This window comes from Clostridium thermobutyricum, assembly GCF_000371465.1.
Taxonomy (GTDB): Bacteria; Bacillota; Clostridia; order Clostridiales; family Clostridiaceae; genus Clostridium; species Clostridium thermobutyricum.
This window is the reverse complement of sequence record NZ_KB850956.1, coordinates 2,798,601-2,810,639: the sequence shown is the minus strand read 5'-3', so window position 1 is coordinate 2,810,639 and position 12,039 is coordinate 2,798,601. Positions and strand designations below refer to the sequence as shown.

General features: G+C 26.7%; 13 protein-coding genes. 4 read left to right on the top strand and 9 right to left on the bottom strand.

Going from position 1 to position 12,039, the window contains the following annotated elements:
* Positions 1 to 25: 25 nt before the first annotated feature.
* Positions 26 to 697, bottom strand: a complete 672-nt coding sequence (locus HMPREF1092_RS13145; RefSeq protein ID WP_051070328.1) for an ArsR/SmtB family transcription factor — start codon at positions 695 to 697, stop codon at positions 26 to 28.
* 100 nt (positions 698 to 797) lie between these two features.
* Between HMPREF1092_RS13145 and HMPREF1092_RS13140 the strand changes: the two genes are divergently transcribed.
* A complete protein-coding gene (locus HMPREF1092_RS13140; protein WP_002599153.1) occupies positions 798 to 1,475 on the top strand; it encodes a haloacid dehalogenase type II in 678 nt (225 codons plus the stop codon).
* A 70-nt stretch (positions 1,476 to 1,545) separates the two neighbouring features.
* On the opposite strand, the gene HMPREF1092_RS13135 is transcribed toward HMPREF1092_RS13140, so the two are convergent.
* Entirely contained in the window at positions 1,546 to 1,779 is a 234-nt protein-coding gene (locus tag HMPREF1092_RS13135; RefSeq protein ID WP_002599152.1) for a putative Se/S carrier protein, read from the bottom strand.
* A gap of 149 nt (positions 1,780 to 1,928) precedes the next feature.
* Between HMPREF1092_RS13135 and HMPREF1092_RS13130 the strand changes: the two genes are divergently transcribed.
* From HMPREF1092_RS13130 to HMPREF1092_RS13120, 3 genes are all read left to right on the top strand, one after another.
* The gene (locus HMPREF1092_RS13130) at positions 1,929 to 3,080 is read left to right on the top strand and encodes an aminotransferase class V-fold PLP-dependent enzyme (RefSeq protein ID WP_002599151.1); all 1,152 of its coding nucleotides are present in this window, start codon (positions 1,929 to 1,931) and stop codon (positions 3,078 to 3,080) included.
* A 62-nt stretch (positions 3,081 to 3,142) separates the two neighbouring features.
* On the top strand, positions 3,143 to 3,739 hold the full coding sequence (gene yyaC / locus HMPREF1092_RS13125) for a spore protease YyaC (protein ID WP_002599150.1): 597 nt from the start codon (positions 3,143 to 3,145) through the stop codon (positions 3,737 to 3,739).
* A gap of 246 nt (positions 3,740 to 3,985) precedes the next feature.
* Positions 3,986 to 4,597 carry a DNA-3-methyladenine glycosylase gene (locus HMPREF1092_RS13120; RefSeq protein WP_002599149.1) on the top strand — a complete coding sequence of 204 codons (612 nt, stop codon included), beginning with the start codon at positions 3,986 to 3,988 and terminating at the stop codon, positions 4,595 to 4,597.
* Positions 4,598 to 4,630: 33 nt separating this feature from the next.
* Here the strand turns inward: HMPREF1092_RS13120 and HMPREF1092_RS13115 are convergent, their stop codons facing one another.
* The 7 genes from HMPREF1092_RS13115 to mnmE form a co-directional block, all read right to left on the bottom strand.
* Positions 4,631 to 5,134, bottom strand: a complete 504-nt coding sequence (locus HMPREF1092_RS13115) for a DUF4446 family protein (RefSeq protein ID WP_040413739.1) — start codon at positions 5,132 to 5,134, stop codon at positions 4,631 to 4,633.
* Between the two features lie 40 nt (positions 5,135 to 5,174).
* Positions 5,175 to 6,035 carry a ParB/RepB/Spo0J family partition protein gene (locus tag HMPREF1092_RS13110; RefSeq protein WP_002599147.1) on the bottom strand — a complete coding sequence of 287 codons (861 nt, stop codon included), beginning with the start codon at positions 6,033 to 6,035 and terminating at the stop codon, positions 5,175 to 5,177.
* Between the two features lie 16 nt (positions 6,036 to 6,051).
* Positions 6,052 to 6,813: a ParA family protein gene (locus HMPREF1092_RS13105; protein ID WP_002599146.1), complete on the bottom strand. Its 762-nt coding sequence runs from the start codon at positions 6,811 to 6,813 to the stop codon at positions 6,052 to 6,054.
* Between the two features lie 216 nt (positions 6,814 to 7,029).
* Positions 7,030 to 7,812, bottom strand: coding sequence for a nucleoid occlusion protein (gene noc, locus HMPREF1092_RS13100; RefSeq protein ID WP_002599145.1), 783 nt, complete (start codon positions 7,810 to 7,812; stop codon positions 7,030 to 7,032).
* A 120-nt stretch (positions 7,813 to 7,932) separates the two neighbouring features.
* Positions 7,933 to 8,652, bottom strand: a complete 720-nt coding sequence (gene rsmG / locus HMPREF1092_RS13095; protein ID WP_002599144.1) for a 16S rRNA (guanine(527)-N(7))-methyltransferase RsmG — start codon at positions 8,650 to 8,652, stop codon at positions 7,933 to 7,935.
* Between the two features lie 16 nt (positions 8,653 to 8,668).
* On the bottom strand, positions 8,669 to 10,558 hold the full coding sequence (gene mnmG / locus HMPREF1092_RS13090; protein WP_002599143.1) for a tRNA uridine-5-carboxymethylaminomethyl(34) synthesis enzyme MnmG: 1,890 nt from the start codon (positions 10,556 to 10,558) through the stop codon (positions 8,669 to 8,671).
* 10 nt (positions 10,559 to 10,568) lie between these two features.
* The gene (mnmE, locus tag HMPREF1092_RS13085; protein ID WP_002599142.1) at positions 10,569 to 11,945 is read right to left on the bottom strand and encodes a tRNA uridine-5-carboxymethylaminomethyl(34) synthesis GTPase MnmE; all 1,377 of its coding nucleotides are present in this window, start codon (positions 11,943 to 11,945) and stop codon (positions 10,569 to 10,571) included.
* Positions 11,946 to 12,039 lie beyond the last annotated feature (94 nt).

The following is a 12,039-nucleotide window of genomic DNA, read 5'->3' as shown; positions in this document are numbered from 1 at the left end:
ATATACTATATTTTAATATAAACCTCTATATATTTATATTAAAATTTTCTTTTAAAAAAGCTTTTCCTGAATTTTTTAATTTTATTTTTCTTGAATCAGGATCCTTTTCTATTAAATCTAAATTTAATAAAGAAATATATAACATATTTCCTATCGCTCCTGATACATGATGAGCTTTTTCACTCCAATCTCTACAAAGTTCTCCTATGTACTCTTTATTTTCATTAATAATAAAGCCAATATTTTTTAAATTTAAAATTCCTTCTTCAGTTAAAAATACACTATTTCCAATTACTTTAGCATAATTTAATTCAATTAATTTATTAAATAAAATAACCCCTAATTTCCCTGCAATATGGTCATAACATAACCTAGCAAATCTTATTTGTTCTGATTTTATACTTTCTTTTAAAGATTTAATTTTAGGATCTTTTGATAATTGAAGTAATGCTTCTAATATTTTAGCTACATCTTCACTTGCTATTTTATAATATGAATTTCTGCCAAACCTATTTTTAATTATAAGTTTATTATCAGCCATTTTATTTAAATGATATGTAGCAGTCTGTGGTTTAATATTTGCAATTTTAGCTAACTCTCCAGTCGTTCTTGCTCCCCCTAACAATTCTACAAGCATGATTGCCCTTGACTTATCTGAAAATATAGCTGCTACTTCACTAATATCTGGTGTAATCAAATTTTTCACCCCTTTTAAATATATTTCCATATCCATGGAATAATAATCTTATTATAATTATTTTATACCAAGATTTAATCAATAGAAAGGAATGTGTATTATGAAAAGCTTAAATAATATAAAAATTTGTGTATTTGATGCATATGGTACTTTATTTGATGTTCACTCTGCTTCTGAAAAATATAAAGATGAAATTGGAGAACTATATAACGAATTTTCTATTTTATGGAGAGCTAAACAATTAGAATATAGTTTCCTTAGTGAAATAATGGATGATTACACAGATTTTATTGATATCACTGCTAACTCTTTAGATTATGCTTGTAATACATTTAAAATAACTAGTGATAAACTTAAAATTAATTTAATGAGTTCTTATATGGAGTTATCTCCTTATTCAGAAGTAATTAAAACCCTTCTAAAATTTAAAGAGAAAGGATTAAAATTAGTAATACTAACAAATGGATCATATAAAATGATTAATAATGCTGTAGAGTCTTCTGGTTTAAAGAATATATTAGACTCTGTTATTTCAGTCGAAGAAGTAAAAAAATTTAAACCTAATAAAGAAGTTTATAAAATAATAACTGATAAATTTAATGTAAATCTAAAAGAGGTTGTTTTCTTTTCATCAAATGGATGGGATATAATCGGTGCATCTAAATTCGGATTTAATACTATTTGGATAAATAGATTCAATAAGGAAACTGAAGTTTCTAAATATAATCCTGATTACATAGTTTCTAACCTAAAAGAAGCCCTAAATCTTTTTGAGTAAGATTATCAAAACTTATTTTATATTATTTTTTTAAAAATAAATAAAAAAGAAATATAGGTGTTTTATGCACCTATATTTCTTTATAAGAGTTTCCTTCTCTTAAATAAGTATTTTTGTATTCAAAGTCTTCTTTCTTTGCTTTTATTAATTCTTCTTCATTTTCAAATCTCACACATATGCCACAACTTTGAGTTATGCTAGTTGGAGTTGGCATTATTCTAAATGAATATCCTTTTTCCTCTAAAGCTTTTTCAGCTGCCATTGCATCATGTGTATTTTTAAAAACCATAATATAATATTTCATAATGTCTCCTTTTTTATTTTCATTTAAAATATATTTATATTATATCTAAATTTATTATTTATATATAGTTTTTAGTAAATTAGATGATTTGAAAATTCTTTTGATTTATAATTAAATAATAAAATAATGACTAGAAAGGTGTTTGTTTAATGAAAGTTTATTTAGATAATGCAAGTACAACTTTTCCTAAACCAAAAATAGTTACTGATAGTATATATGAATACTTAACAAATGTCGGTGGAAATGCTAATCGCTCAACTAGCTCTAACAGTTTAGCTAGTAATAAAGAGGTTTTAATGGCTAGACAAAAAATAGCTGATTTTTTTAATTTTGATAAAATTGAAAATGTTATTTTTACTAATAATATAACAACATCTCTTAATATTTTAATTAAAGGTATTTTAAAAAAAGGTGACCATGTATTAACTTCTTCTATTGAACATAACTCTGTGATTAGACCTTTAATTTCATGTAAAGAATCTATTGGCATTGATTTAGAATTTGTAAAAGCAAATAAAAACTCTTTTATTAATCCTTCTGATTTTGAAGCCAAAATTAAATCTAATACTAAACTAATAGTTTTAACTCATGCCTCAAATGTTACTGGATGCATTCAACCAATAAAAGAGATAGGTGCTATATGTAAAAAACATAACATATTTTTTATTATTGACACTGCACAATCAGCAGGTACAGTTAAAATAGATTTTAACGAAGTAAATGCAAGTGCTTTAGCTTTTACTGGTCATAAAAGTCTATTAGGTCCTCAAGGAATTGGAGGGTTTATAATATCAGATGAGTTTAATGATGCTTGTTCTCCATTCATAGAAGGTGGAACTGGAAGCTTATCTCACGATATTTATCAGCCAACTTTTTTACCTGATAAATTTGAAAGTGGGACTTTAAATATTCCTGGAATTGTTGGTTTATCAAGAGGAATAGATTTTATAAACGAAATTGGATTAGAAAATATAAAATCTCATAATACAACTTTATATAAAAAGCTTGTATCAGGGCTTTTAGAATTAGGCTATACAGTTTACGGTGATTTATCTTGTAACAATTCTACTACATCAATTTCGTTTAATTTAGAAAATGTAGACTCATCAGAATTATCTTTCTATTTAGATTCAAATGGTATAAGCAATCGTTCAGGCTTACATTGTGCTCCTAAAACTCATGAAACTATAGGAACATTTCCTTTAGGCTCAGTAAGACTTAGCATATCTTATTTTAATACTAATGAAGAAATAGAATATGCTTTAAAAATTTTAAGTGATGCAAAAAAATATTTTTATTAATATTTATGATATGATTAAATCGCCTCCTTTTTGGAAATAATTTCAAAAGGAGGTGTTGTTTTTTGGAAAACTTATTAGTTATAGATGGTACAAATGAAAACTCTTATATTGAACTAGGAGAAGAAATTTTTCACTATATAAGAACTCCTTATGAGCAAAATAAACAATTGATTATTCTTTGTATTGGTACAGATAGATGTACTGGTGATTCTTTAGGGCCTATATCTGGAGATAAATTAAAAAAATATAATCTAAATAATTTTTTTGTTTATGGAACTTTAGAAAATCCAATACATGCAAAAAATCTTTCTGACTATATAATTAAAATAAATTCAAAATTTAAAAATCCTTTTATAATAGCGGTAGATGCCTCTTTGGGGAAAATATCTAATATAGGTAATATAAATTTAAAAAATACTCCATTATCTCCTGGATTAGCTTTAAATAAAGATTTACCTAAAGTTGGCGACTTAAGTTTAACTGGAATAGTTAATATTTCCGGAAACTTTGAATTTCTAGTATTGCAAAATACTAGATTATATACAGTTATGTTATTATCAAATACTATTTTTAAAAGCTTTGTACATGCAGATAAATTATTAAGTAAAACTTTAAAGAAAATAATAAATATCTATCCTCAAGAAACTAAAAGAAGCTAAATTTATATTTAGCTTCTTTTAGTTTATAATTTAATTGAAATGTTTCTCGTGAAACATTTTAAAACTAGATTTTAAAACTTAATCAATAAATTTTTATTTTATTATAATTATAATTTATAATTTTTATAAATATTTTTATTCAATTACGTTTATAAATATATTTAGATAATATTTTAATGATACTCGTTAGAAATTTAATATTAATAAATAAATGTTTCACGAGAAACATTTTAGAAAGGATATTTTATGAGATTAAAAAAAGATTTTTATGCAAGAGATGCTAGAATAGTAGCTAAAGAACTTCTAGGTAAAATATTAGTTAGAAATATAAATGGAAAAACTCTTAGATGTATTATAACAGAAACTGAAGCATATATAGGTGAAATAGATAAAGCCTGTCATGCTTATGGTAAAAAAAGAACCTCTAAAATTGAACCTCTATATGGACCCCCTGGTATAACTTATGTTTATTTTATTTACGGTCTTTATTATTGCTTTAACATAATAACTAAAGAAATAGATATTCCTGAAGGTGTATTAATTCGTTCTGTAGAACCATTAAATGAATTTGATTATATTAGTAATATTAGGTTTAAAAAGAATTTTTCAGAGTTATCTAAATCTCAAATTAAAGCATTAACTAATGGACCTGCTAAATTTACTATGGCCTATCAAATTAATAAATCAGATAATTTTATAGATATGTTATCTAGTAATGAAATATATATAGAAGATTCTAAAGAGAATAATTTTAAAATAATAGAAACTACTAGAATAGGAATAGATTATGCTGAAGAAGCTAAAGACTTTCCTTGGAGATATTATATAAAAGATAATCAATTTATATCAAAAAAATAAAAACATCTCAATATAAAATTGAGATGTTTTTTATTATATCGCTTTTTTTATGGCTTCATCTAAGACACATTTTTCTTCTTCTGATAGTTCATATCTTGATATTCCTTTATCAACTGGCTTAGCATAACATGTACTATCATATCTACCATAAAGACCAGTTAATACAACTCCATCATTATGACCATCTAATAAAGCAATTGAATAACTTAAATCACTTCCAACATCATCAAATGCTTTATATCTCATAATAGCAACTTTTTGAACACATTCTAACATTTCTTTTTTAACTTGTGTTGCAGTATTAAGTGCTTGTTCAGCAATTTGTTTAGCATTATCTATCTTACCTAATTCACTAACAATTAATTCTTCAAGATTTTTATTATCTACGCCTCTCATAAGCTTTTTATATCTTTTTTCTACTTTATTAAGTCCTTTCCATAAAGCAATAACTAGTATTAATAATATAATTACTATGACTGCCATTACTATCACTATATAAGGCAATGCATTTTGAATCGTGCTCATTAAATTTTCCACTTTTTATTTCCGTCCTTCCTTTATGTTTCACGAGAAACATTTAGATGTTTATTAATTCTAAAATTCTATTCAAATCTTCCTCTGAATAATATTCTATTGCTATTTTTCCTTTTTGGTTTTTATCATCTATGATTACTTTAGTTCCAAAATAATCTTGTAATTTATTTTGAACATCTTTAACATAAGGATTTACTGATTTGCTTTCTTTTTTAGGCTTATTAGAATTTTCTAGAAATAATTTTATACTTCTTTCAAGATCTCTTACAGATAACTTATTATCTATAACCTTTTGAGCAAATTCATATTGTAAATCATTATTTTCTAAAGATAATAGCACTCTTCCATGTGCCTCAGATATAACATTTTCTATTAGATATTGCTGAACTCTTTCATCAAGCTTTAATAATCTCATTGTATTAGTTATTGCAACTCTTGACTTCCCTATTCTACTACTTAATTCTTTCTGTGTTAAGTTAAATTCTTGTAATAATTTCTTATAAGCTATTGCTTCTTCAATTGGATTTAAATCTTCTCTTTGAATATTTTCTATTAATGAAATTTCTAGAACTTCATTTTCTGTTAAATCTTTTATTATAGCTGGAACTTCTTTTAAACCAAGCATTTTTGCAGCTCTAAAACGTCTTTCTCCAGCAACTATGATATAATTACTTTTATTTTTTCTTAATAAAATCGGTTGAATAATACCGTGATTTTTTATAGATTCAGCTAATTCAGCTATATTTTCATTATCAAAAAATTTTCTTGGTTGCTCTGAATAAGTTTTTATTTTATTTAAAGGAATCATTAAAGAATCTTTCTTATCTTCTTTAATTTCTTTTTTTTCAATCTCTTCAGGTATAAGTGCTCCAAGACCTTTTCCTAAACCAAATTTTTTACTCATTTACTCTCACCCTTCACTATTGTCTTTTTAAAAATTCTTTAGTTAATTTAGAATAAGCTTCTGCTCCCTTACACTTTTCATCATAAAGCATAATTGGTAAACCAAAGCTTGGCGATTCTGCTAATCTTATATTCCTTGGTATAGTATTTTCATAAACTTTATCTTTGAAAAATTCCTTAACTTCTCTGTATACTTCATTACTTAAATTAGTTCTATAATCATACATAGTCATGATTACACCTTCTATGTCTAATTTAGTATTTAGAGATTTAGTAACTAATTTTATAGTATTAATAAGTTGACCTACACCTTCTAAAGCATAAAACTCACATTGTATAGGTATCAAAACTGAATTACTCGCTGAAAGTGCATTGATTGTAAGTACTCCTAAAGATGGTGGGCAATCTATAAATATAAAATCAAATTCATCACTCACCTCTTCTATTTTTTCCTTTAATATACGTTCTCTATTTTCTTTGCCTATTACTTCAACTTCAGCACCTGCAAGTTCCATTGTAGATGGGGCAATATAAAGATTACTTATTAAATCACTATGTACAATAACTTCACTTAGTGAGACATTTGATGTAATTACATCATACATTGATAATTCTAGACTTCTTTTATCTAGACCTAATCCACTAGTAGTATTTCCTTGTGGATCTATATCTATAGTTAAAACTTTATAACCTAACATAGCTAGATACGAACATAAATTTATGTTAGTTGTAGTTTTTCCTACTCCACCTTTTTGATTAAATACGCAAATTGTTTTCATAATTAGCTCTGCCTTTTAAACTAGAGCCGTACACCCCCTCTCATACTTAATATTATATATATTTTTTTTGTATAATAAAAGATTAAAACTCCCAAAAGAATACTTTCTTAATAAATTTATAATAGATATTTTTTACTATAACTTAAATATTAGTTTAAATGCTCAAAAATAAAGCAACTCTATTTATTTTTACTAGAGTTGCTTTACTATTATAAACTATTTTTTTACTTTTGGAATTTTAACTTTTATTTCTATATATTCTTCTTTTTCATCCATATCATATTTGGCTGGTATATTAAATTTATCAAAAACTTGTTTTATGCTATTTACATATAATTTTGCAGGAAAGGCTGATTTAATATTACTTTTCTTTTTACTGTTCAATTCTTTACCAACTAATTTTAATAACTCTTTATTTATAAATTCTTCAGTTTGTCTTACATTTAATTTATCTTTAATTACTTTATTTAAAATCTTTTTTTGAAGTTTAGAGTTATCCACAGAAAGCAACGCTCTTGCATGTCTCTCTGTTAAATTGTTATCCACACATATTTCTCTAATAGGCTCACTTAATTTTAAAATTCTTAATTTATTAGCAATTGTGGATTGTTTTTTTCCCATTCTTTTTGCAAGTTGTTCTTGCGTAAATTTATGGTCATTTATCAAATTGTAATATGCTTCCGCTTCTTCTATAAAATTCAAGTCTTCTCTTTGTAAATTCTCAAGTAATGCAATCTCTGCTGATTCTACATCACTTATTTCAATAACTGAACAAGGAACTTCTGTCATTTCTGCTAGCTTAGCTGCTCTCCATCTTCTCTCACCAGCAACTAATTCATAAAAATCTCCTCTTTTTCGAACTGTTATTGGTTGAATTATTCCATGCACTTTTATTGACTCTGATAACTCCTCTAAAGCTTCATCTTTAAAATACTTTCTTGGCTGATATGTATTTGGAATTATCTCTTTTACATTAATATTTATTATATTATTACTCATTATGCAACCCATCCCTTATAAAATTCCATTATTTTCATATATATATCAATTCTACATTCTATTTTATTTCCCTTTATCTTTATATAGGAAATATTGCCTTTAATTTATATATATTTATCATTATTTTATTGGTTTCTTTGTAACATTACCTGCTTTTCTTGGATATGCCTTAGGACATTCTTTTATTTTTTTGACAACTACAATATTATGATTTAAGTCAGTTCCTTCAACAATTGTTTCATCAACTCTTATAAGTTTTCCACCTAAAGTTCCAATAGCATTTTTACTTCCAGAAAGTTCTTCATCTATTGCAGGGCCTTTTAAAGCTATAAAGAATCCATCTACTTTTACATATGGAAGACAAAATTCTGATAAAACTGCCATATTAGCAACAGCTCTTGATGTAGCAACATCAAATTTTTCTCTTAATTCTTTTTTTCTTGCCCCATCTTCGGCTCTAGAATGTATAGTAGTTACATTTTTAAGTCCTAATTCTTTTACTACTAAATTTAAGAAGTTAATTCTTTTATTTAAAGAATCTAAAAGCGTTACATCAGTATTTTCATTCATAATAGCTATAGGAAGACCTGGAAAACCAGCGCCTGTCCCTACATCTATTACAGTCTTTGCATTTTTAAGTTCATCACTTTTAAACGCTTTTATACAATCAATAAAATGCTTCTTTATAAACTCATCATTTTCAGTTATAGCTGTTAAGTTTATCTTTTGATTCCACTCTTGTACAAGTCTCATATATTTTATGAATTTCTCATATTTTTCTTCATTAAACTCAACATTTACTTCATCTGCTGCAGTTTTCATTATATTGTAAAATTCCATATTATCCTCCCAAGGGCTATTTATTTTCTTTATCTTTTCCATATCCTATTTCTAAATATATTAGAAGCACTGATATATCAGCTGGTGAAACTCCAGATATTCTTGAAGCCTGACCAATACTAACAGGTCTTATATCTGATAATTTTTGCATTGCTTCAGTTCTAAGCCCTTTTACATCATAATAATTAATATCTTTAGGTAATATTTTCTTTTCAAACTTCTTAAATTGAGCAACCTGCTCTAATTGACTTTGAATATATCCTTCATATTTAGCTATTATATTTATTTGTTCTCCAACACTATAATCATAATCTGGTCTTTCTTCATCTAATGGCGCTAATGAAAAATAATCTAATTCAGATCTTTTTATAAGCTCATATAATCTTGTTGGTTTCTTTAATGCAGCTGAACCTAAGCTTTCTAAGAATTCATTATTTTCAGTTTTATTAGTTATTTGTAAATTCTTTAATCTTTCTAATTCATTTTCAATATTAGCTTTTCTATTTAAATATCTATTATATCTCTCTTCATTTACTAATCCAACTTTATGTCCAATTTCAGTTAATCTGAAATCAGCATTATCTTGTCTTAATAATAGTCTATATTCAGCTCTAGATGTCATCATTCTATAAGGTTCATTAGTTCCTTTTGTAACTAAGTCATCTATTAAAACTCCTATATAAGCATCTGAACGAGTTAATATTAGAGGCTCTTCGCCTTTTATTTTAAGTGCTGCATTAATACCGGCAACTATTCCTTGTGCTGCTGCCTCTTCATATCCTGAACTACCATTTAATTGTCCAGCTCCATAAAGACCTTTTATATGTTTAAATTCTAAAGTTGGCTTTAATTGAAGTGGATTTATTGAATCATATTCTATAGCATAAGCAGCTCTCATTATTTCTGCATTTTCTAATCCATCTAATGTTCGTATAACTTGTATTTGAACATCTTCTGGTAGTGATGATGAAAGCCCTCCTATATATAATTCTTGTGAATCATCACCTTCTGGCTCTACAAATATTTGATGTCTTCCCTTATCTGGGAATCTCATTACTTTATCTTCTATTGAAGGACAATATCTTGGTCCTATTCCTTTTATAGTTCCATTATAAATAGGTGATCTTCCTATATTTTCATTTATAATTTTATGAGTTTCTTCATTTGTATATGTTAAATAACATGATACTTGCTCTCTATCAACATTATCATTCATAAATGAGAAAGGTATTATTATATCATCACCTTTTTGCTCTATCATTTTAGAGAAATCTACAGATCTTTTATTAACTCTAGCTGGAGTTCCTGTCTTAAATCTTCTAAGTTCTATTCCTAAATCTAATAAAGTTTGTGATAAATCTTTAGCTTCTGATAATCCATTAGGTCCCCCAGAATAACTCACATCTCCAATTATTATTTTAGCCTTTAAATATGTTCCTGTAGCTAAAATAACAGCTTTACAATTAAATACAGCCCCATTTCTTGAAACTGCTCCTTTAATAGTTCCATCTTCAACTACTAAATCAATAATCTCTACTTGTCTTACATAAAGATTATCTTCTCTTTCTAATACACTTTTCATTCTTTTTTGATAAGCATGTTTATCAGCTTGTGCTCTTAATGAATGTACTGCTGGCCCTTTAGAAGTATTAAGCATTCTTGATTGGATAAATGTTTTATCTATATTTACAGCCATTTCTCCACCTAATGCGTCTATTTCTCTAACCAAATGCCCTTTTGCAGTTCCACCTATATTAGGGTTACAAGGCATCATTCCAATTGATTCTAAATTTATAGTACAAATTAGCGTTTTTAATCCCATTCTTGCTGAAGCTAAGGCAGCCTCACATCCAGCATGGCCCCCACCAATAACTACAACATCATAATTTCCACCATTATATCTCATTTGTTTCCTCCTATTTTCCACAACAGAATTCACTAAATATCTTATTTACTAAGTCTTCTTCAAGTTCTGCTCCTGTTATTTCTCCAAGAGATTTCATTCCTGAAGTTACATATATAGATATTAAATCTAGGAATTCATTTTTATCTAATCTATCTTTTGCTTCTATACAATTCTCTAAAGCTCTTATTAAAGCTTGCTTATGTCTATTATTAGAGATAATTAAACTTTCACTATCAACTTCCCCACTAAAGAACATATCCTTTATTTTTGCTTTTAAATCTTCTATTCCAAAACCTGTTTTAGCAGATATCTCAATGAAATTACTGAAATCTTTTAACTCATCTCTTGATATTTTTTCCTCTAAATCAACCTTATTTAAAAGTACTATTGTATTCTTATCTTTAACAACTTCAATAATCTCTCTATCTTCAGCTTCTATAGCTCTAGAAGTATCTATCATAAGAACTACTAAATCAGCCTCTTCTAGCTTTTCCTTAGATCTTTCAACTCCTATTTTTTCTACTATATCTTCTGTTTCTCTTATACCAGCTGTATCAGTTATCTTAACAGGGATTCCATCTAAGTTAATAAACTCTTCTATAACATCTCTAGTCGTTCCTGGAATATCTGTAACAATAGCTCTTTGCTCTTGAAGTAAAGCATTCATCAGAGATGATTTACCAACATTTGGTTTTCCGATTATAGTCATTTTTAATCCATCTCTTATTAATTTTCCTTCATTTGCACTTTTTAAAAGTCTATTCATTTCTAATATAGCTTTATCTAATCCCTCTCCAACTCTAACTGGTATAGTTTCATCCGGTTCTTCATCATCTTCAGTAAAATCAACAGCATATTCTATTAAAGCTAATACATTTAATAAATACTCTCTAAGCTTATTTATTTCCTGGGAAAGTCTACCCGAACTTTGCATCATTGCAGACTTCATAGCTAAATCAGTTTTAGCTCTTATTATATCTATAACTGCTTCAGCTTGACTTAAATCTATTCTTCCATTTAAAAATGCTCTCTTAGTAAATTCCCCCGGTTCTGCAAGTCTTGCTCCTGCTCTTATTACTTCTTCTAAAACCCTATTAGTAGAAACAACTCCTCCATGACAGTTTATTTCAACAACATCTTCAGCAGTAAAGCTTCTAGGTCCTTTCATGTAACTTATAATAACTTCATCTATTACATCATTGTTTTTATCAACTATATTTCCATACTTCATTGTATATGTCTTCATAGCTTTTATATCAAATTTATTTTTAGGTTTAAATATATTTGAAACAATTTCAAGTGCTTTATTTCCTGAAACTCTTATAATAGCAATTCCGCCTTCACCTTGAGCTGTTGCTATTGCACAAATAGTATCAAACTCTTTCATATCTTAACCTCCTTAAATATTTATCATATTCTAAATTTTGCTTTATTTTAAATTATGTATTATTTTATCGTTTTATAAACATTTAACTCTAACA

Bases quoted from the DNA above. Each gene is read 5' to 3' on its own strand.
- HMPREF1092_RS13130 (WP_002599151.1), top strand. From the start codon at position 1,929: ATGAAAGTTTATTTAGATAATGCAAGTACAACTTTTCCTAAACCAAAA.
- HMPREF1092_RS13105 (WP_002599146.1), bottom strand. From the start codon at position 6,813: ATGAAAACAATTTGCGTATTTAATCAAAAAGGTGGAGTAGGAAAAACT.
- HMPREF1092_RS13110 (WP_002599147.1), bottom strand. From the start codon at position 6,035: ATGAGTAAAAAATTTGGTTTAGGAAAAGGTCTTGGAGCACTTATACCT.
- mnmG (WP_002599143.1), bottom strand. From the start codon at position 10,558: ATGAGATATAATGGTGGAAATTATGATGTTGTAGTTATTGGTGGGGGC.
- rsmG (WP_002599144.1), bottom strand. From the start codon at position 8,652: ATGGAATTTTACAATATAATGAAAACTGCAGCAGATGAAGTAAATGTT.
- HMPREF1092_RS13140 (WP_002599153.1), top strand. From the start codon at position 798: ATGAAAAGCTTAAATAATATAAAAATTTGTGTATTTGATGCATATGGT.
- HMPREF1092_RS13120 (WP_002599149.1), top strand. From the start codon at position 3,986: ATGAGATTAAAAAAAGATTTTTATGCAAGAGATGCTAGAATAGTAGCT.
- mnmE (WP_002599142.1), bottom strand. From the start codon at position 11,945: ATGAAAGAGTTTGATACTATTTGTGCAATAGCAACAGCTCAAGGTGAA.
- HMPREF1092_RS13135 (WP_002599152.1), bottom strand. From the start codon at position 1,779: ATGAAATATTATATTATGGTTTTTAAAAATACACATGATGCAATGGCA.
- noc (WP_002599145.1), bottom strand. From the start codon at position 7,812: ATGAGTAATAATATAATAAATATTAATGTAAAAGAGATAATTCCAAAT.